Raw genomic sequence first — 20,171 nt, 5'->3', positions numbered from 1 at the left:
CCCCTCGTCCGCCCCGCTGCGCTCCTTCGACCGGTCACGACACCCCGCTCACGTTCGCTGACCGGTCAAGGATCGTCGGTTCGATGCTGGCGGAACGACGATCTGTGACCGGCCCGCGTCTGCCAGGCGGGGTGTCGGGACCGCTCGCCGTCGCGGGCGGCCGACCACCCGACCACCCGACACCGGACCGACGACGGACGGGAGGCCCGGTGCCAGCTGGCACCGGGCCTCCCGTCCGTCAGGTGGTCGCGCGGACGACGCGGGTCGCGCGGACTACGCCGCGACCGGCGTGCGCTGTCCGACCGTCTCGCCGGCCACGGCGGCCTGCTCAGCCGCTGCGGCGTCCGCAGCCGGAGCCCGACGCACCCACTTCTTCAGCGCCACCAGCACGAGTGCCGAGACGACGGTTCCGGCCAGGATCGCGACGATGAACATGCCCACGTCGCCGATCGCGAAGAACACGAAGATCCCACCGTGCGGGGCCCGCGACGTCACGCCGGCACCCATCGAGATCGCACCGGTGACGGCAGCGCCGATCATCGACGCCGGGATGACGCGCAACGGGTCGGCCGCGGCGAACGGGATCGCGCCCTCGGAGATGAACGAGGCACCGAGCAGCCACGCGGCCTTGCCGTTCTCGCGCTCGGGCTTCGTGAAGCCCTTGCGGTACAGCACCGTGGATGCGAGCGCCAGGGCCAGCGGCGGCACCATGCCGGCCGCCATGACCGCGGCCATGATCTCGAACGGCACCACGTTCGTCGCGGTGCCCGCACCCAGGCCGGCAACGGCGAACGCGTAGGCCACCTTGTTGACCGGGCCACCCAGGTCGAACGCCATCATCAGGCCGAGGATGATGCCGAGCAGGATCGCCGAGGCACCGGAGAGCGAGTTGAGGAAGCCGGTCAGCTGGGTCATGACCCAGGCGATCGGTCCGCCGAGCACCAGCAGCAGCAGACCCGAGGCGATGATCGACGCCAGCAGCGGGATGATCACGACCGGCATCAGGCCACGCAGCCAGCGCCAGACCGGGATGCGCCCGATCCAGTACGCGGCGGCACCGGCGATCAGGCCACCGACCAGGCCGCCCAGGAACCCGGCGTTCATGAAGACGGCGATCGACCCGGCGACGAACCCCGGCGCGATGCCCGGACGGTCGGCCATGGCGTAGGCGATGTAGCCGGCGAGCGCTGCGACCAGGAAGCCGAGCGAGACGCCACCGATCTGGAACGCGGCCGCACCGAGGTAGTACGCCAGGCCCTGCGGCGGCAGGTTGATGAGCGTGTAGTTCGTCAGCGTGTAGACGGCGTTGTTCTGGCCCGAGTTGCCGTGGGTCAGCGCGATGCCGTACCCGGCGAGCAGGAAGCCGAGCGCAATGAGCAGCCCGCCGCCCGCCACGAACGGGATCATGTACGACACACCGGTCAGCAGCCAGCGCTTCAGGGACTGCCCGAAGTGCTCGTCCTTGGCGGTGCTCGACCCGGTCTCCCCGACGGTGCCGGAGACGCGCGCGGCGTTCGGGTCGTCGCTGGCGCGCAGGGCCTCGGCGATCATCGCGTCGGGCTCGTCCACGCCGCGCTTGACCGGTCCGGAGACCAGCGGCTTGCCGGCGAAGCGCGAGCGGTCGCGCACGTCGACGTCGACCGCGAACACGACGGCGTCGGCGCGGGCGATGAGCGCGGGGTCGAGGGGCTCGACCTGCGAGGAGCCCTGCGTCTCGACGTGCATCTCGGCGCCGGCTCGCTTGGCAGCGGCGACCAGGGCGTCGGCGGCCATGTAGGTGTGCGCGATGCCGGTCGGGCAGGCGGTGACGCCGACGATGACCTTGCGGCCGGCGGCGGGTGCCTCGGTGGTGGCCGTGGTCGCACCGGAGGCCCGGGGTGCGCCCGTCACACCGGCGTCGGCGACCTCGCCGGTCACCTCACGGTCGACCAGGTCGACGATCTCCTGTGGCGTGGTCGCGGCGCGCAGGGCGGCGGTGAAGTCGTCGCGGATGAGCGCGCGGGCAAGCGTCGACAGGACCGTCAGGTGGTCCTTGTCGGCGCCCTCGGGCACGGCGATCATGAAGACCAGGTCGGCGTCGCCGTCGGGGGCGCCGAAGGGCACCGTCCGGGCCAGACGCGACATGGCCAGCGTGGGCTCGGTGACCGAGGCCGACCGGGCGTGCGGGATGGCGATGCCACCGGGGACGCCGGTGCCGACCGAGGCCTCGCGCTTGATGGCGTCGGCGGCCAGGGACTCGCCCGACGCCGCACGGCCACTCGCGGCGACGCGGTCGGCCAGCACGCGGATGACGTCGGCCGAGGTCGCGCCGAGGTCCTCGTCGAGGCCGACGAGGGGGACGCTGATCAGGCCCGGGCTCGTGTCTCGCGCAGCGGTCATGGTGTGCTCCTTTGCAGTGACGCAGTGGGGGTTCGGGGGGTGGTGTCGGTGGGCGTGGTGTCGGTGCGTGTCGTGTCGGCGGGGCCGAGCCGGGTGACCGTGACGGCGCCCGGGTCGGTGTGGTCGAGGGCCGGGACGTCGCTGCCGGGCAGTGCCGCGGCTGCTGCTCCGGTGGCGACGGCCTGGGCGAGCCGCTCGCCGGGTGGTGCTCCGGCGACCTCGGCCAGCAGGTAGCCGGCGAGCGAGGAGTCCCCCGCGCCGACGGTCGAGCGGGCCGTGATCCTGGGTGCCGCGGCGGCGAACACCCCGTCGGGACCGACCAGCACGGCGCCGGCGCTGCCCAGGGTGAGCAGGACGCTCTCGACCCCGCGGGCACGCAGCCGTTCGGCCGCCGCGGCAGCGAGCCCGAGGTCGCGCTCGTACGCGTCGGGGTCGCCGCCGACGACCTCGGCGAGTTCTTCGGCGTTCGGCTTGACCAGGTCGATCCGCTCGCCGGACGACAGCAGGGCCGTGAACGGGACGCCGGACGAGTCGACCGCGATCTTGACGTCGTCGCCGTGCCGGGCACGGACGGCGCGGACCAGGACGGCGAGGGCGTCGTCGGGGAGCCCCGGCGGCAGCGATCCGGCGAGCACGACCCAGCGGGCGCGGGGCCCGGTCGCGGTGGCCGAAGCGGTGTCGGCGAGCAGGTCGGCCAGGTCCTGCAGGCGTCCGGCGAGCGAGGGCCCGGGTTCGTTGAGCTTCGTCGTGGTGCCGGTCGGCTCGGTGACGGTGACGTTCGAGCGCAGCGGGGCGCCGATCGGCAGCGCGGCGGTCGGGATGCCGCGCACGGCCAGGCCGAGCAGCACCGGGTCGAGCTCGTCGCCGGGCAGCACGGCCACGGTGTCGCCGCCGCTGGCGACGACGACCCGCGAGACGTTGACGCCCTTGCCGCCGGGCTCGGCGGTGCTGCGGGTCGCGCGCTGCACGACGCCGCGCTGCAGTTCGCCGGCCAGTTCGATCGTGCGGTCGAGCGAGGGGTTCGGCGTCACGGTGACGATGCGGCCGCTCATGCGACGACCACCTCGACGTCGGCGTCGGCCAGGGCGACGGCCAGATCGGCCGGGGGCTGCTCGTCGGTCACGAGCGTGTCGATCTCGTCCAGGCGGGCGAAGCGCATCAGCGCCTCGACGCCGTGCTTGGCCGCGTCGGCGAGCACGACGCTGCGACGGGCGGCGAGCACGTACGCACCCTTGACCCCGGCCTCGTACTCGTCCGGGGTGCTCAGCCCGAAGCCGGCCGACAGGCCGTTCGTGCCGACGAAGGCGATGTCCGGGCGCAGGGCCCCGATCTGCTCGACGGTGGCGGTGCCGACGGCGGCGCTCGTGACCCCGCGGACCCGTCCGCCCAGCAGGTGCAGCTCGACGTGCGCGCTGTGCTGCAGCGTCGCGGCGATCGGGACGGAGTTCGTCACGACGGTGATCGTCGCCCCGGCCTCGGCGGGCTCCCACCGTGCGAGTTCCGACGCGACAGCGGCGCAGGTCGTCCCGGCGTCCAGGGCGATCGACCCGGTGAAGGTCGGCGGCAGCAGGCGCATCGCGGCCCGGGCGATCGCGGACTTGGCCGAGCCGTGCTGTCCCTCGCGCTCGGCGACGGTGAGCTCGACCACGCTGGAGCGCCCGACGGGCACCGCTCCCCCGTGCACGCGGCGCAGGACCCCGGCGGTCTCGAGCAGGTCCAGGTCGCGGCGGACGGTCTCGGTGGTGACGTCGAAGTGCTCGGCGAGGTCGGCGACGGAGACCCGGCCGGCGCTGTGCAGCTGCGCGGCGATCGCATCATGGCGCTCCGTTGCGTACATGCTCGAACTCCTTCGTTCCCGTTGGTTTCGAGCACCCTACGCCGCAAACCCACACGATCGCAACCATCGATCCCACATCGTCTGGCACCTGATATTGTTATTTCATGTCCCAGTCTCCCGAACCTGCGCGCCGACGCGACGTCCAGGGTCTCCGCGCGGTCGCCGTGCTCGGTGTGCTCGCCTTCCACGCGGGGGTTCCCGGCGTCACCGGGGGCTTCGTCGGTGTCGACGTGTTCTTCGTGATCTCCGGCTTCCTGATCACCGGGAACCTGCTGCGCGACCGGGCCACCCACGGGCGCGTCCGCCTGGGACACTTCTTCCGCAACCGTGTGGCGCGCCTGGCGCCGGCAGCGACCGCGACCGTGGCGGCGACCGTCCTCGTGGCGTTCCTGGTCGCGCCGCCCCTGGACCGCATCGGCATCCGGGTGCAGGCGATCGCGGCGCTGGTCGGGGCCGAGAACCTGCAGCTCGCACGGACCGGCACCGACTACCTCGCCGACCACGTCGCCGGTCCGTTCCAGCAGTTCTGGTCCCTCGGGGTCGAAGAGCAGTTCTACCTCGGATGGGCGCTCGCACTGGCGGGGATCCTGGCGGTGCCGGCCCTCCGCCGACGACTGCTCGTCCTGACCGCCGCCCTGTGCACCGTGAGCGTCGTCGCGATGGTCGCACAGACGTCGGCGAGCGGCCCGTGGGCGTTCTTCGCTCCCCACAGCCGCGCCTGGGAGCTCGGGGGCGGGGCCGTTGCCGCGGTCGTCCTCGCACGGGCCCGCCGTCGCGCAGCAGTCCCCGCGCACGTGCTGTGGCGGTGGTCCGGACTGCTCGGCATCGGGCTGGTCGCCGTGTCGTTCGTCGTGTTCGACGGGTCCACCCCGTTCCCCGGACCGCTCACGCTCGTGCCGGTGGTCGGCGCGCTCCTGCTCGTCGTCCCCGGCCCGGCTGACGACCCGGTGCGGCAGCTGCTGTCGACCCGGCCGATGCGGTGGATCGGGGACCGGTCGTACTCGCTGTACCTGTGGCACTGGCCCGCGCTCGTGCTCGCGGCCACCGCCGTGGGGCGACCACTCACGCCCCTCGAGACCGCCGCGGCGCTCGCAGCCGCCGTCGTGCTCGCCTGGGCCGGGCACGCGGTGTTCGAGGTGCGGGTCTCGGCCTGGGCACGTCGGACACGCACCAGGCCCGTCGTCCTGGTGGCCGTCGTCGCCGCGGTGGCCGTCGCCGTCGTACCCGCGACCGCGCTGCCGGTCCTGCACACCACGACGGTCGCACCCACTGCCAGTGCTGCCCGCGTCCTCGGCGGGCCGTGGGCTCCACCGGCGGTGCCACGGAACCTGACGCCGTCACTGGCATCCGCGACGGACGACGTGCCCAGCCTGTACGCGTCCGGATGTCACGCGGACTTCGACGCGGTCACGACCCGGGCATGCCGGACCGGCGCGGGCGCGCGGACGATGGTGCTGTTCGGCGACTCGCACGCGGCGCAGTGGGCGTCCCCCCTGACGACCGTGGCCGACCGGCAGCACGCAGCCCTGGTGACGATGACGAAGTCGTCGTGCCCGAGTGTCGACCTGACCGTGTCGTCCGTCGAACTCGGCCGGACCTACCGCGAGTGCGACCTGTGGCGACGGGACGCACTCCGCCGCATCACCGCGATGCGACCCGACGTCGTGGGGTGGGGACACGCACTCGAACACACGATCCACGACCTCCGGGCGTCCGGGGCCGCAGTGGTGCTCGTCGGCGACACCCCGTTCTGGGACGAGACGCCCGACCGGTGTCTGTCCGCCGCGCTGCACGACGTCGGGCGGTGCGCCGCGCCCCGCGACACGCTCGTCGACACGGCGCGGACGACGGCGCAGGCCGAGGTCGCCGCGCGCACCGGCGTGACCTGGATCGACCCCCTGCCCTGGATCTGCCGCGACGTCTGCGCTCCGGTGCTCTGGAACGTCCTGGTCTACCGCGACGCGAACCACCTGACGGACACCACGGCCCGTGCGCTCGAACCGCGGCTCGCCGACGCGCTGGCACCCGTGCTCGGACCCGCCCGTCCGGCCGGTCCCTGAGTCCCGCGCCCTGCGCCCTGCGCCCACGGACGGTCCGTCGACCCGCGACGGGTCGTCAGTGGATCCCGTCGAACGGCACCTCGCCGGCCGCGCTGACACCGGCACGCTGCCGGTAGGCCAGGTGTCCGCCCAGGTACCCGCCGACACCGACGACGGCCAGCCCGGCGAACCCGAGCACCTTGCCGGCGCCGTGGTTCCCGGCCCGCCGCTGCGCCCAGGACAGTCCGTACAACGAGATGCCGACCCAGTTGACCGCCTGGTGCACCCACCCGGTGCGCAGCTGTTTCGTCCCGAGCTCGGCCCAGTCGACGTAGCCGGCCACCGACGCGCTGCCCGCCGACGCCAGGCCGACGCCGACCAGGGTCGTCGCGGCCTTCGCGTTGCCCTTCCCGCCCAGCAGGTCGAGCACCGCGGCCGAGATCCACGTGCCCAGGGGCACCTGCACCATCAGCGGGTGGATCGGGTGCCCGAAGGGCACTCCGTGCAGCAGCTGCCGCAGGGCTCGCGGCCTGGCGGTCGCACGGACGACGGCCCGGTCGAAGGCCACGGCCTTGTCCAGGACGCTGGCGTCCTCGATGGCATCGGTCATGCGCCTCAGCGCTCGGATCTCCGGCATGCACCGGACGCTAGGCCCCCGGGCCCGGTGCGGTCCCAGGGACCGGCACCGGGCCTCCCGGCTGACCGCGTCGTGTCCTCAGACCGCGGCCAGCGCGCTCGTCGGGGGGATGCGCGCGGCGCGGGCCGCCGGCCAGAGCCCGGCGACCCCGCCGATCACGACGGTCGCGCCGAGGCCGCCGCCGACCGCCCACAGCGGGACCGCGACCGGCCACCCCTGTCCGACCGCGAAGGCGACCGTCACCCCGAGCCCGATCACCACGCCCGCGATGCCACCCACGAACGACAGCAGCAGCGACTCGACCAGGAACTGGTCACGGATGTTCCGGCGCCGCGCCCCCAGCGCCCGCCGCACCCCGATCTCGGCGCGACGTTCGAGCACGGTGATGACCATCGTGTTCGCCACCCCGATGCCACCCACCAGCAGCGCGACACCGCCGATCCCGACCAACAGCCCCGTGAAGGACTCGTCCGTGGCGTTCTTCGCGGCGAGCGCGTCCGACGGCCGGGTGACCCCGACGTCCTGTGCGTGTCCGGGGCTGATCGCATCGGCCAGGACCCCGCGTGCGTCGGCGACGCGGTCCGGGTCCACCCGCGTGTAGACCGCCGTCGGGTGACCGTCGAACCCGAGTGTGGCGGCCAGCCCGCGCGGGACGAACACCTGGTTGTCCAGGTCCGCGGCGAGCGCGATCGGATCGAGGACGCCCACGACCTGCACCCACCGTCCGTCGATCCAGACCCGCGCGTCGGCGTCCACGTGGTCGATCCCCAGGTTCTCGGCGGCGCTCGCCCCGAGGACGACCTGCGGCAGCGCGGTCGGGGCCGTGTCGAGCCACCGACCCGAGGCGACCGTGCCGCCGAGGACCGCGGGGACGTCGCCCCACGCCCCCGTCACGCCGATGCCCTTCGTCTCGGCGGTCGGGACGTGGTCGTTGCGGTACGCCGAGCCGCCCGGCACGGTGCCGACCCCGGCGGCTCCGAGGACGTCGTCCTGCCGGAGCGCCGAGGCCACGGCGGTGTCCGGCAACGGCGGTCGTTCCCCGAACCCCTGTGCCGGGGTGACGGTGAGCACGTTCGTGCCCAGCTGGTCCAGCACGCGGTCGAGTGCGGCCTTGCTCGACGACGAGATCCCGACGACCGCGATCATCGCCGCGATGCCGATCGCGATGCCGAGGGCGGACAGGACGACGCGGGTCGGCCGGGTGCGCAACCCGAACACGCCGAGCCGGAACAGGTCGCCGGCGTTCACCGTGCGCTCCCGAGCGGCTGCCGGGCGTCGTCGTGCTCCACCAGTCCGTCGCGCATGCGCACCCGGCGGGGCAGGGACGCCGCCAGCCCCAGGTCGTGGGTGATGACGAGCACGGTGGTGCCGCCGTCGTTGAGTTCGCGGAGCAGCGCCAGGACCGCGGCCCCCGACACCGAGTCGAGCGCACCGGTCGGCTCGTCGGCGAGCAGGATGCTCGGGTCGCCGACGATCGCCCGGGCGATGGCGACGCGTTGCTTCTCGCCACCCGAGAGCTGGTCCGGTCGGTGGTCGACGCGGTGCCCCAGGCCGACGCGCTCGAGCGCAGCGACCGCCCGGTGACGGCGCTGGCGACGCGGGACCCCCGCGTAGAGCAGCCCGTCGGCGACGTTCTCGGCCGCGGTGGCCCCGGCCTGCAGGTGGAAGTGCTGGAACACGAAGCCGACGTGGTCGGCACGCAACTGCGAGAGCGCGTCGTCCGTCATCGTGTCGACGTCGTTGCCGGCGATCGTCACGGTGCCCGCGGTCGGACGGTCGAGGGTGCCGACGATGTTGAGCATCGTCGACTTCCCCGAGCCGGACGGCCCGACGACGGCGACGAGCTCGCCGTGGTCGATCTCGAGCGAGACCCCGCGCAGGGCACCGACGTCGCCGTAGGTCTTCGTGACGTCGCGCACCGACAGCACGCTCACGACGGCACCACGACCCGGTCGCCCGCGTGCAGCGCCCCCGTGACGGCGACCTTGCCACTGGCGACGAAGCCCGCCTGCACCGGGACACGCTTCGTGGTCCCGTCGTGGCGCACCACCTCGACCGCGTACCCGCCGCCGGACCCGGCACCGGCGACGAGCGCCGCCACGGGGACGGTGAGCACGTCGGTCTCCCGCTGCCCCTGGGCCTCGACCTGAGCCGAGGCCGCGGCCGGCAGCGTGCGGTCCCCGGGGTCGAAGCCGACCGTGACGTCGACGGACGCGGTGCCGTCCTTGCCGGTCGTCGGGACCGCGTCGACGACGGTGCCGTCCATCGCCGCGCCCGTGCCGTTCACCCGGACCCGGACGGCCGTGCCCACCGCCAGGCGCTCGGCCTCGCGCTGGGCCACCGTCGCCCGGACGACGCGTGCCGTGCTCGTGACGCGCAGGACGTCGCCACCGGCCGGCTGCCCGAGCACTCCGGTCACGGCGTCGACCCGGACGTCGCCCGGGACGAAGGCGATGTCGTCCGCCGTCACCACCCCGGTCACCGGCATCCGGCGGTCGTGCTGCCAGCGCTTGACGGCCGCCGTGGTCCGGCGTCCGAAGACGTCGTCGACGGCGACGTCGTACCCCAGCGCAGCGAGGTCCTGGTTGAGCTGCTGCACGTCGGCCCCGCGGGCACCGGGTGCCAAGGTCCGCCACATCGGGGTGGTCCCGTGCATCGCGCGGACCGGGTGCTCGTCGACCGCGTACAGGGGTTCGTCCTGGTGGATCACCTGGCCCGGCGCCGGCAGCCACGTGAGCGTGCCCGTCGCGGCGCCCGGCACCGAGGACGGGGCTCCGTAGCCGAGCGACCCGGCGAAGGTCTTCGTGTCGACCAGGTCGCCCCGCTCCACCGCTGCGGTGGGGTGGTGGCGCGGGGCGCTCGTCGTGTCGGCGCGGGACGCCGCCGGGTCGAGCACGGCCCAGGTGCCGACACCGGCCCCGAGCACCACGACCAGACAGCCGCCTGCGATGGCGGTCCGGCGTGCGGCCATCCGCCTCACGACCCCGCTCCGGACGTGGTCGCCGGTGCGAAGTCGCGCCCGCAGGCCGTGCCGGCTTCGTCGAACGCGTCGGGGTCGCCGGGGACCTGGTAGGTGGCCTGCGCGTCGAGGGAGTCCGGGAAGTCCTCGTACCCGTGCTCACGCAGGCAGGCAGCGACCTTCTTCGCCCGGCGGACCAGGTCCTGGTCGGGGAACTCGGAGTCGTCGCCCGCCGCGGTGCCCGGTGCAGCGTGTCCGCCGGTCCCGGCGCACGCGGCGAAGTCGGCGTCCCACTGGGCCGGGTCGACGCCGTCCGGCCGGCCGACCGAGAACTTCCCCGCGGACGGGTCCGCCATGTCGTAGCCCTTGGCGCGCATGCACGCCGCCGTCTTCGATGCGGCACGGTCCGCGGATCCAGCGCCGGCGCTCGGCGCGCCGCTGGCGGAGCCGTCGGGTGACGAACTGCATCCGGCCAGGACGGCGGGCAGCAGCAGGGCAGCGGCGGTGAGCGCCACGATCTGGGCGCGGAGGGTCTTCGTTCGTGAACTGGTGTGCATGCATCCAGCACAGCGGAACCGCTGTTTCGTCCCGGGTACCCGTCAGGTCACATCGGCGAAACACCGACGCGCACGACGAGTCCGCCGCCGGGTCGCGGCGTGATCGCCAGCGTCCACCCGTGGGCGCGGACCACGGCCTGCACGATCGACAGGCCGAGCCCGCTGTGCCGACGCGTGCCGTCCACACCGTTCCGCCGGAAGGGCTCCGTCAGGGCGCCGACCGCGTCGTCCGACACGGTCGGTCCGGTGTTCTCGACGACGAGCCCGCTGCGCTCGACCGTCACCCGGACGATGCCGTCGGGCACGTTGTACTCGAGCGCGTTGTCGACCAGGTTGGTCACGACCTGGCGCACGAGCGTCGGTTCGCCGGTCAGACCGACGGGAGGCTCGCCCCGCGTCACGCAGACAACGCGCGCGCCACCGGCACGCTCGGCCTGCACCGCCGTGGTCACCTGGTCGACGATCGCGGGCAGGTCGAGCGCTTCGCGGGGCACCGAGATCCCGCGTTCGGCCTGTGCCAGCACCAGCAGGCTCTCCACCAGGTGCTCGGTGCGACGGTTGTGGTCGAGCAGCTGTCCACGTGCGACGGCGATCTCGTCGGGGGTCGCGTCGTCGGGCAGGCCGATCTGCAGTGCCGCGCGCTGGACGGCCAGCGGCGTCCGGAGTTCGTGCGATGCCTGGGCGACGAACCGTCGCTGGCTCTCGAACGCCGTCTCCAGCCGCGCGAGCAGGGCGTCGACGGTGCCCGAGAGCCGTCGGAGTTCGTCGTCGGGTCCGTCGAGGGCGATGCGCTCGTGCAGGTTCGACGCCGAGATGCGGGTCGCCGCCCGGGTGATCCGGTCGATCGGCCGCAGGACCCGCCGTGTGACGAGCCAGCCGACACCACCGGCGAGCGCCCCTGCGGCGACGACGCCGATCGCGGACCACTGCCACTGCAGGGTGGAGACCGTCGACACGATCGTCTCCTCGGCGGGCTGCGGGGCGGGTCCGCTCGTCATGGGCAGCGCGGTCGCCGCGGCCCACCCCGGAGCAGCGGGAGCAGCCGGCGGAGCAGGGTCCACCGATGCGGGAGCCGACGCCGTCCCCTCGCGTTGGAACACCCGCGTGAAGGACTGCTGCGACGCGACGTTGACGAACACCAGCACCGCCGTGGTCAGCGCCATCGAGGCCACGGCGAACAACAGCGCCGTCCGGACCCGGATGCTCCAGGAGCGCCTCACACCGCGTAGCCGGCGCCCGGCACGGTCCGGATCGGGTCGGGGTCGCCGAGCTTCCGGCGCAGCTTGGACATCGTCACCCGCACGGCGGCGGTGAACGGGTCGATGTTCATGTCCCAGACCTTCTCGAGCAGTTCCTCGCTCGACACGATCCGGCCGTCGGCGCGCAGCAGGGTCTCGAGCACGCCGAGCTCCTTCGCCGTCAGGTCGAGCGGTCGGCCGTCGCGCGTCACCATGCGGCGGTTGGTGTCGAGCACGATGCCGCCGCGTTCGAGCACGGGCGCGACGGGTGCGGTGCTGCGGCGCCCGAGGGCCCGCACGCGCGCGACGAGCTCCGGGTACTCGAAGGGCTTCGCCAGGTAGTCGTCGGCGCCGAGTTCCAGCCCGTGCACCCGGTCGGTCAGTGTCGCCGCGGCCGTGAGCATCAGGATGCGCGTCAGGCTGCCGTGTGCCGCCAGACGCCGCGCGATCTCGTCACCGTGCACACCGGGGACGTCACGGTCGAGCACCACGACGTCGTAGTCGTTGACCGCGAGCATCTCGTCGGCGGTGTCGCCGCGGTAGGCGACGTCGACCGCCATGTCCTGCCGTGACAGCCCCCGCGCGATGAGGTCGGCCAGGGTCGTCTCGTCGTCCACCACCAGAACTCGCATATCGGTAGTACACGACATGTCACTGTGCTGGGGCTGAGTCGAGGGTCACCGACCCCGATCGCTCGTCGACGCGGACGACGAACGCGGTGACGGCCCCGGTCGGGGCGGAGACGGTGGCCAGGGGAACGGTGTCGATCGTCAGGTGGTCCATGCGACGAGCCTTCCGGGTCCGGCGTTTCGTCGACGTTTCGCGCTCTGGGCGATGCACAGCAGGCCCGGTGCCGGTCCGTCGGACCAGCACCGGGCCTGCTGTGCGTGCTGCGCTACTCCTCGACGATCTCGGCCAGTTCGAACGGCTCGACCGTCAGGCCGTCACCGCCCTCGGCGACGTCCACCCGCACCGTGTCGCCGTCACGCACGTCTCCGGCCAGGATCGCCCGCGCCAGATGGTCGTCGATCTGCCGCTGCATGAGGCGACGCAAGGGGCGGGCGCCGTAGACCGGGTCGTAGCCGCGTTCCGCCAGCCACTGGCGTGCCTGCGGCGTGACCGCGAGCTCGAGCCGACGGTCGGACAGCCGGCGGGCCAGCCGGTCGACGTACAGCGAGACGATCTGGCCGAGGTCCTCGGCCGTCAGCGCCTGGAACACCACGATGTCGTCGAGCCGGTTGACGAACTCGGGACGGAAGACCTGCTGCACGAGGTCCCGCACCGCTTCCTCGCGCTGGTCGGCCGTGAGCGACATGTCGGTCATGAACTGCGACCCGAGGTTCGAGGTCAGCACCATGATCGTGTTCCGGAAGTCGACCGTGCGCCCCTGGCCGTCGGTCAGCCGCCCGTCGTCCAGCACCTGCAGCAGCACGTCGAAGACCTCGGGGTGTGCCTTCTCGACCTCGTCCAGCAGGATCACCGAGTACGGACGACGTCGGACCGCTTCGGTGAGCTGCCCGCCAGCCTCGTACCCGATGTACCCGGGCGGAGCACCGATCAGGCGTGCGACGGAGTGCTTCTCGCCGTACTCGCTCATGTCGATGCGGACCAGGGCCTTCTCGTCGTCGAACAGGAACTCGGCGAGCGCCTTGGCGAGCTCGGTCTTGCCGACACCGGTCGGGCCGAGGAACAGGAACGACCCGGTCGGTCGATCCGGGTCCGAGATGCCCGCGCGGGTGCGGCGGACGGCTTCGGAGACGGTGCTGACGGCGGTGCGCTGCCCGATGATCCGGCGGCCGAGCTCGGTCTCCAGGTGCAGGAGCTTCTCGGTCTCGCCCTGCAGCAGTCGCCCGAGCGGGATGCCCGTCCACTGCGCGATGACGGCGGCGATGTCCTCGTCGGTGACGCTGTCGTTCACCATCCGGTCGGCGCCCTCGGCCTGTTCGGCGGCGGCGAGCTCGGCCTCGATCCGGGGCTTCTCGCCGTACTCCAGCCGCGACACCGTGGCGTAGTCGGCCTCGCGCTGGGCCCGCTGCGAGCGCATGTTCAGGTCGTCGAGCTGTTGCTTGAGCTCACCGATCCGGTTGAGCGAGGCCCGTTCGGCCTGCCACCGTTCCTCGAGCACGCCCAGGCGTTCCTCGCGCGAGCGGAGTTCCCCGCGCAGGGTCTCGAGCCGGGCCTTGGACGCGTCGTCCTTCTCCTGCTTGAGCGCGAACTCCTCGACCCGCAGTCGGTCGACGTTCCGCTTGAGCTCGTCGATCTCGACCGGGCTGGAGTCGATCTCCATCCGCAGGCGCGACGCGGCCTCGTCGATCAGGTCGATCGCCTTGTCGGGCAACTGGCGGCCGGAGATGTACCGGTTCGACAGGCTCGCCGCGGCCACGAGCGCGGAGTCGTTGATGGTGACCTTGTGGTGCGCTTCGTACCGTTCCTTGAGCCCGCGCAGGATCGCGATGGCGTCCTCGACGCTGGGTTCGCCCACGTACACCTGCTGGAAGCGCCGCTCGAGCGCCGCGTCCTTCTCGATGTACTGGCGGTACTCGTCGAGCGTGGTCGCACCGATCAGGCGGAGTTCACCGCGCGCCAGCATCGGCTTGAGCATGTTCGACGCGGCGACGGATCCCTCGCCCCCGCCGGCGCCCATCAGCGTGTGCAGCTCGTCGATGAACGTGATCACCTGGCCGTCGGACTCGTTGATCTCCTTGAGGACGTCCTTCAGCCGCTCCTCGAACTCGCCGCGGTACTTCGCACCCGCGATGAGCGCCGAGATGTCGAGCGACACCAGCCGCTTGTCCTTGAGCGAGTCGGCGACGTCGCCGGCGACGATGCGCTGCGCGAGTCCCTCGACGACCGCGGTCTTGCCCACGCCGGGCTCGCCGATGAGCACGGGGTTGTTCTTGGTGCGGCGCGTCAGCACCTGCGACACGCGCCGGATCTCGGCGTCACGGCCGATCACGGGGTCGAGCTTGCCACTCCGTGCGATCGCCGTCAGGTCGACGCCGTACTGCTCGAGGGCGGTCTTCTGCCGCTCGGCAGAGTCAGGAGCGCCCTGGAGGTTCGCCATGCGTTCTGTCCTTTCCTTGCGTCGGATCTGAACTTGAGTCTACTGCACTCAACTCAGGATCGCGTGGTCGGATTCCGGATCCCGAGCGCGCTGACCACGGCGCCGGCCGCCAGCAGCACGGCCATCACGAGCATCGCCCGGTGCAGGCCGTCCACACTGACACCGCCGCCCAGGACGACCCCGGCCAGGGCCACCGTCACCAGTCCGGCGATGCGCGCGACGGCGTTGTTGACGGCCGATCCCGCGCCGGCCTCGGACTGCGGCACCGATCCCAGCACGGCACTCGTGAGCGGGGTCACCATCGTCGCGATCCCCGCCCCGATCAGCACCAGCCCCGGCAGCACCGACCACCAGTAGGCAGCGGGGTCGTCTCCCGCCAGCAGCAGCACGAGCGCGCCGACCGCCGCGATCGCCGGACCCGCCGCCATGAACCACCGCGGACCGTACCGCCCGGCGAGCGACCCGACCGTGGTCGAGAGCAGCAGCAGCATGACCGTCGGCGGCAGGGTCGCCAGGCCCGCCAGCCAGGCCGGGAAGCGCCAGATCTCCTGCAGGAACAGCGTCACCACGAAGAACACCATCCCGAGCGCGCCGTAGATCGACAGCGTGGCCAGGTTGCCGACCGCGAAGTTGCGCGCCCGGAACAGCCCGAGCGGGACGAGCGGCGCACCGGAGCCCCGCATCACACGCAGCTCCCACGGCACGAACGCGACGAGCGCCGCACCACCGACGGCCAGCGCCGCGACCACCGCCGGGGATCCCCACCCGAGCCGCTCCTGTTCGATGAGCCCGAGCACGACACCACCCACGCCGAGCACCGCGAGCACCGCGCCGACGACGTCGACCGGGGGACGGTGCTCCGCCACCACGTCGCCGGAGATCCGGCGCACCAGCACGATCGTCACCGCGATCGGGACCGCCGTCAGCACGAAGATCCACCGCCACCCGATCCCGTCCACGATCAGCCCGCCGACCACGGGGCCGACGATCACCGCAGCGCTCGACCACGCCGTCCACGACCCGATCGCCTTCGCCTGCGCCGCGCCCCGGTAGGCCGCGACGATCAGCGCCAACGCGCTCGGGGTGACGAGTGCGCCGCCGACGCCCTGCAGCGCGCGGGCGACGATGAGCACCACGCCCGTGGGTGCGATCGCGCACAGCACCGAGGCGACCCCGAACACCACGAGCCCCCACGTGACGATACGGACGCGACCGAACAGGTCCGACAGCGAGCCGGCGACCAGGATCAGCGAACCGAGGGTGACCAGGTAGGCGTCCACCGTCCACTGCTGCACGACGAGTCCGCCGCCGAGCTCGGTCTTGATCGCCGGGAGCGCCACGTTCACCACGCTCGAGTCCAACCCCACGACGAAGGACGCCAGGATCGCGACGACGAGCACGATCCGTCGGTCGTCGCGCAGTGGCGCGGGGTGGGTGGTCACCTGCTCATCATGCGCCTGCGCGGCGGGGCGGGCCGGGGTGTCGCGCCGCTCGTCGTCGCGCCCGCGCCGGACACGACGAAGCCCCCGTGTGGGACCACGGGGGCTTCAGCAACGGGGCGGGACCGGATCAGCTCCGGTGGTCGGTGGTGTTCGGCTGGACCGAGGGTCCGGGGTTGACGACCGGGACCTGCTGCGCAGCAGGGGTGGTCGGCTCGGCCGTGGTGTTCTGGACGGTGCCGTCCGTGCCCTTGGCCTTCTTGTCGTCGGTGTCCATCTCCTTCTTGAAGATGTTGATCGACTGGCCGAGGCCCTTGGCCAGGGCCGGCAGCTTGGTGGCGCCGAAGAGCAGGATGACGATCCCGAGGATGATCAGCAGGTGCAGACCGGTGAGGTTTCCGAGCATCATGACTCCTTGATTCTGGAACTGGTCGCCGTCAGCGGATCGTCATCGATGCGCCCAGCGGAAGTCCGCGTTCGTCCGATGGTACCGCGCGTGCGTCCGGAAGCACAGGCGGGGCCGGGAACGGACACCGCTCATTCAGGATCGACGTGGTCGTCGAGGACGCGATCGAGGGTCCACATCACCGCGGCGCCGGTGAGCGAGGGGATGTCGGCCTCGGTCACGCCGCGCAGGCGGAAGGCCACCTGCTCCCCCGGCAGCAGGGTCATGAAGCCGCGGTCGACCGTGCCACCCGGCTGCACCCGGTCCGGCTGCAGCAGCAGGTCGCGCACGAGCGACTCCGCCTCCACCACCAGGTCGAGCCCGTCGCCGTCCGCAGCCGGCGAGAACGCCGCCCGGTAGTGCGCGGGCTCCCAGCGCATGTCCTGGTCCGGTCCGGGTGTCCACACGGCACGTCGCCAGTCCATGTCCGCGATGACGAGCTCGGCCGTCGGGTCGGCCACGACGCCGACCGCCGCCGGCAGCGGCACGACGGCGACGCCGGCCTTGTCCAGCCGGACCGGCAGCTCGGCCTCGGCCAGCACCCGTCCGGACAGGTCGACCCGACGGACGCGCACCACGCTGTCCAGACCGCGGCGCGTCGATCGCACCGCGATCTCGATCGGCGACGAGGTGCCCTCGTCCGGGCGGTCGAGCACGGCGGTGTCACCCGGCGCCGAACCGGAGCCGGCGGACCCGACCACGGCAGCGGACCCGACTGCGGCACCGGAGCCGTCCGCGGCACCGGACCCGACCGTCTCGGGGACCGGCAGCGACGCGGTGGTCTGGTCCGAGCCTCCTGGCCGTCCGGCGCTGTCCGCAGGCGCCCGACCGGTCGCGACCGACACCCGCGACGACGGTCGGATCGTCAGCAGCACGTCGTCGTACAGGCGGCGCAGCTCGTGCGCCAGCGGCTTCAGCCGCCCCGCCGAGTCGATCGCCGACCACGACGACACCGGCCACAGGTCGTTCAGCTGCCACACGATCACGCCGGTGTTCCGCGGCCAGTGGGTCCGCCAGTGCTCGACCCCCGTGGCGATCGCGCGGGCCTGCTGCAGCTGCGTCAGGTAGTGCCACCGGTCCAGGTCGGTGTCCCAGCCGGTGCCGAACCGGGGCTCGAGCCCGCGGGCGAGCTTCGCCATGCCGTCGGCGGCCTTCTGGTGGTGCACGACTCCGGGCGACGTCGGCGTCATCGGGTCGTCGGACACGGCGTCGCGCAGGGTGCGCCAGGCGGGGGGCGCCTGCCAGCCGAACTCCGACACGAACCGCGGCACCGAGTCGCGGTAGTGGTCGTCGGACAGCCGGTTCCAGACGTCCCACGAGTGGTGTGTCTCGTTGTCGACGTCGTTCGCGAACAGCGACTCCGACCCGGACCACGGCGATGCCACCGTGTAGAAGCGCGACGGGTCGACCGCGTCGACGATCGTCGGCAGCAGGTCGAGGTAGTAGTCGAGCCCCCAGCCGCGGTCGCCCAGGTCCTTCGCCCAGCCGTCGGCGTCGTGCAGCCAGATGTTCTCGTTGTTGCCGTTCCACAGCACCAGCGACGGGTGCCGCGACAGCCGGGCGACGTTGTCCCGCGCCTCGGCGACGACCTCGCTGCGGAGGGGTTCGATCTCCGGGTAGGCCGAGCACGCGAACGGGAAGTCCTGCCACACCAGCAGTCCGAGTTCGTCGCAGACCTCGTAGAAGTCGTGCGACTCGTACACGCCGCCACCCCACACGCGGACCAGGTTCGTGTTGAGCGACGCCGCCGCGGCGAGCCGGTCCTGGTAGCGGGCGCGGTCGACCCGCGAGACGATGACGTCGTCCGGGATCCAGTTCACCCCGCGCACGTCGATCAGCGTGCCGTTGACGTGGATGTCGAAGGGCCGCCCGGTGTCGTCCTTGGTGGTGTCGATCCGCGTGGACCGGAACCCGGTGCGGAAGGTCTGCCGGTCGAGCACCTCGCCCTCGACCGTCTGCAGCTCGACGAACACGTCGTACAGGGGCTGCTCGCCGTACCCGCGGGGCCACCAGAGCCGCGCGTCGGGGATGCGCACCGTGACGACGGTCTCGTCCTCCTTCGGCGTGACCTGCGCGCGTGAGCGCTGCCGGGTCGTCGTGCCCTCGGCGGTCTCCCCCGCCACGGTCACCACGAGCACCAGGTCGTCGTCCTCGCCGTCCTGGTCCAGGTCGTTCGCGCCCGAGCGCTCGAACGCGATGTGGGCGTCGAGGACCCCCTCGCCCGCCTCGACGTCGACCAGCGGCCGGACGTCGCGCAGTCGGGCGGTGGACCAGCGCTCGATCGCGACGTCGCGCCACGGCCCGCTCGTGACGGCGGTCAGGCCCCAGTCCCAGCCGAAGTTCGACGCCATCTTGCGGACGTAGGGGAACGGCTCGTCGTACGGTCCGGGCATCGCGCCCGCGCGGGCAGCGACGCGGCCTGCTTCGCGGTACGGCGACTCGAACAGGATCTCCAGCGTCCGGTCGTCGTCGCCGCTCCCGCCGATGCGGTTCAGCAGGTCGAAGCGGTAGCGGCGGTGCATGTTGCGCGTGGTCCCGACGACCACGCCGTCCAGGCTCAGCTCGGCGACGGTGTCGAGTCCGTCGCAGACCAGGTCGACGCGTTCGTGTCCGCGCGGGTCGACGTCGAGCTGTCGACGGTAGGTCCAGTCCGCGCGACCGACCCACGCGGCCGACGGCTCGTTCCGGTCGAAGGCGGGGTCGGGCAGCAGCCCCTCGCGCTGCAGGTCGGTGTGCACCTGCCCCGGCACCGTCGCGCTGATGCCCGGTCCGCGCAGGGCGGCCACCACCGCCGCCGGTGCACCGGCGGGCACGGAGTCGTCGCCGATCGACACGGTCCAGTCGCCCTGGAGTTCCTCGCGGTCGAGGGTCATAGCGGTCCTTCTCTTCGGCGGAGCGCCCCGGGGTCCGCCGCGGTCGGGGCCCGGCCGTCGGTGGTGCCGTGGCCGGTCTGCGGCCTGGAGGCACGGCACCGGTGGTCCGGGCAGCGTCGCGTCGCGCGCGCGGAACGTACCAGGACGATCCGCGCGCGTGGGTGCTCCGTGATGCTAGTACGGGTTGCCATCGGGAACACGTGCGGGCGGCGTTGGTGGCAGGTTGGTGGGGTGATCACCGTCGAACTCGCCAAGACCCTCCGTGATGCCGGACTCCGTTGGAACCCCGCAACGGGCGACCGCTTCGTCATCGACAAGCCCGGGGTCGACGACGACGTCTACACGGTGTCGGAGATGACCGTCGAACGGCACGACCACCCGTCGGGCACGATCCTGGGCTTCAACGGCACCACCGAGTGGGCACTCGACTCGGTCACCGCCGCCGAGTCGCTCTGGCTGCCGCGCGAGGACCAGCTGCGTGACCTGCTCGGCCCGTCGTTCATCGGGCTGACCCGTGTGTCGAACGGGGACCGCGTCGTGTACACCGTGACGGCGACGATCTCGGGCGCCGACCGGACCTTCGCGTCCGCCGACCCGGCCATGGCGTACGGCGAGGCCCTGGCGGCGTACATCCGCGCGTCGCTCGCGTGAACCCCGTTCGCTGAGTGTTGCCGGAACGCCGCTCGGACGTCCGCTGGTTGTCT

17 protein-coding genes are annotated in these 20,171 nt (G+C 72.7%); 2 read left to right on the top strand and 15 right to left on the bottom strand.

Annotated elements, in window-relative coordinates; genetic code table 11:
* Nucleotides 1–273: 273 nt before the first annotated feature.
* Genes ACLBWP_RS09365 through ACLBWP_RS09355 form a run of 3 tightly spaced genes read right to left on the bottom strand, consistent with a single transcriptional unit; the run spans nucleotide 274 to nucleotide 4,216 of the window.
* Nucleotides 274–2,379, bottom strand: a complete 2,106-nt coding sequence (locus tag ACLBWP_RS09365; protein WP_447654954.1) for a PTS fructose transporter subunit IIABC — start codon at nucleotides 2,377–2,379, stop codon at nucleotides 274–276.
* A complete protein-coding gene (locus ACLBWP_RS09360; RefSeq protein WP_447654953.1) occupies nucleotides 2,376–3,431 on the bottom strand; it encodes a 1-phosphofructokinase family hexose kinase in 1,056 nt (351 codons plus the stop codon). The genes ACLBWP_RS09365 and ACLBWP_RS09360 overlap by 4 nt, the downstream gene beginning before the upstream one ends.
* A complete protein-coding gene (locus ACLBWP_RS09355; protein ID WP_447654952.1) occupies nucleotides 3,428–4,216 on the bottom strand; it encodes a DeoR/GlpR family DNA-binding transcription regulator in 789 nt (262 codons plus the stop codon). Before ACLBWP_RS09355 ends, ACLBWP_RS09360 begins: the two co-directional genes overlap by 4 nt.
* A 104-nt stretch (nucleotides 4,217–4,320) precedes the next feature.
* Here ACLBWP_RS09355 and ACLBWP_RS09350 point away from each other — a divergent pair, with 104 nt between their 5' ends.
* The gene (locus ACLBWP_RS09350; RefSeq protein WP_447654951.1) at nucleotides 4,321–6,276 is read left to right on the top strand and encodes an acyltransferase family protein; all 1,956 of its coding nucleotides are present in this window, start codon (nucleotides 4,321–4,323) and stop codon (nucleotides 6,274–6,276) included.
* Between the two features lie 55 nt (nucleotides 6,277–6,331).
* Here the strand turns inward: ACLBWP_RS09350 and ACLBWP_RS09345 are convergent, their stop codons facing one another.
* The 12 genes from ACLBWP_RS09345 to ACLBWP_RS09290 all read right to left on the bottom strand — a co-directional run bounded on the left by ACLBWP_RS09345 (nucleotide 6,332) and on the right by ACLBWP_RS09290 (nucleotide 19,467).
* Nucleotides 6,332–6,892, bottom strand: coding sequence for a DUF2231 domain-containing protein (locus tag ACLBWP_RS09345; protein ID WP_243562290.1), 561 nt, complete (start codon nucleotides 6,890–6,892; stop codon nucleotides 6,332–6,334).
* 78 nt (nucleotides 6,893–6,970) lie between these two features.
* Complete coding sequence (locus tag ACLBWP_RS09340) at nucleotides 6,971–8,140, bottom strand: ABC transporter permease (RefSeq protein ID WP_447654950.1); 1,170 nt, start codon at nucleotides 8,138–8,140, stop codon at nucleotides 6,971–6,973.
* On the bottom strand, nucleotides 8,137–8,811 hold the full coding sequence (locus tag ACLBWP_RS09335) for an ABC transporter ATP-binding protein (RefSeq protein ID WP_447654949.1): 675 nt from the start codon (nucleotides 8,809–8,811) through the stop codon (nucleotides 8,137–8,139). Before ACLBWP_RS09335 ends, ACLBWP_RS09340 begins: the two co-directional genes overlap by 4 nt.
* A gap of 11 nt (nucleotides 8,812–8,822) precedes the next feature.
* The gene (locus tag ACLBWP_RS09330) at nucleotides 8,823–9,863 is read right to left on the bottom strand and encodes a peptidoglycan-binding protein (RefSeq protein WP_447654948.1); all 1,041 of its coding nucleotides are present in this window, start codon (nucleotides 9,861–9,863) and stop codon (nucleotides 8,823–8,825) included.
* A gap of 5 nt (nucleotides 9,864–9,868) precedes the next feature.
* On the bottom strand, nucleotides 9,869–10,408 hold the full coding sequence (locus ACLBWP_RS09325; RefSeq protein ID WP_447654947.1) for a hypothetical protein: 540 nt from the start codon (nucleotides 10,406–10,408) through the stop codon (nucleotides 9,869–9,871).
* A gap of 47 nt (nucleotides 10,409–10,455) precedes the next feature.
* The gene (locus tag ACLBWP_RS09320; protein ID WP_447654946.1) at nucleotides 10,456–11,628 is read right to left on the bottom strand and encodes a sensor histidine kinase; all 1,173 of its coding nucleotides are present in this window, start codon (nucleotides 11,626–11,628) and stop codon (nucleotides 10,456–10,458) included.
* On the bottom strand, nucleotides 11,625–12,278 hold the full coding sequence (locus tag ACLBWP_RS09315) for a response regulator transcription factor (protein ID WP_243562280.1): 654 nt from the start codon (nucleotides 12,276–12,278) through the stop codon (nucleotides 11,625–11,627). Before ACLBWP_RS09315 ends, ACLBWP_RS09320 begins: the two co-directional genes overlap by 4 nt.
* Before the next feature lie 19 nt (nucleotides 12,279–12,297).
* Nucleotides 12,298–12,429, bottom strand: a complete 132-nt coding sequence (locus ACLBWP_RS09310; protein WP_279396828.1) for a hypothetical protein — start codon at nucleotides 12,427–12,429, stop codon at nucleotides 12,298–12,300.
* A 112-nt stretch (nucleotides 12,430–12,541) separates the two neighbouring features.
* Entirely contained in the window at nucleotides 12,542–14,710 is a 2,169-nt protein-coding gene (locus ACLBWP_RS09305; RefSeq protein ID WP_447654945.1) for an ATP-dependent Clp protease ATP-binding subunit, read from the bottom strand.
* A 53-nt stretch (nucleotides 14,711–14,763) separates the two neighbouring features.
* The gene (locus tag ACLBWP_RS09300) at nucleotides 14,764–16,152 is read right to left on the bottom strand and encodes an MFS transporter (protein WP_447654944.1); all 1,389 of its coding nucleotides are present in this window, start codon (nucleotides 16,150–16,152) and stop codon (nucleotides 14,764–14,766) included.
* A gap of 127 nt (nucleotides 16,153–16,279) precedes the next feature.
* A complete protein-coding gene (gene tatA / locus ACLBWP_RS09295; RefSeq protein WP_374202516.1) occupies nucleotides 16,280–16,558 on the bottom strand; it encodes a twin-arginine translocase TatA/TatE family subunit in 279 nt (92 codons plus the stop codon).
* A gap of 128 nt (nucleotides 16,559–16,686) precedes the next feature.
* Nucleotides 16,687–19,467 carry a glycoside hydrolase family 2 protein gene (locus ACLBWP_RS09290; RefSeq protein WP_447654943.1) on the bottom strand — a complete coding sequence of 927 codons (2,781 nt, stop codon included), beginning with the start codon at nucleotides 19,465–19,467 and terminating at the stop codon, nucleotides 16,687–16,689.
* A 231-nt stretch (nucleotides 19,468–19,698) separates the two neighbouring features.
* On the opposite strand from ACLBWP_RS09290, the gene ACLBWP_RS09285 reads away from it, so the two are divergent.
* A complete protein-coding gene (locus ACLBWP_RS09285) occupies nucleotides 19,699–20,118 on the top strand; it encodes a pilus assembly protein CpaE (protein WP_243562273.1) in 420 nt (139 codons plus the stop codon).
* Nucleotides 20,119–20,171: the final 53 nt, after the last annotated feature.

The sequence above is a fragment of the Microbacterium sp. M1A1_1b genome, from assembly GCF_053345565.1.
The sequence above is the reverse complement of the archived record's forward strand: the minus strand, read 5'-3'. Positions and strand labels throughout refer to the sequence as shown.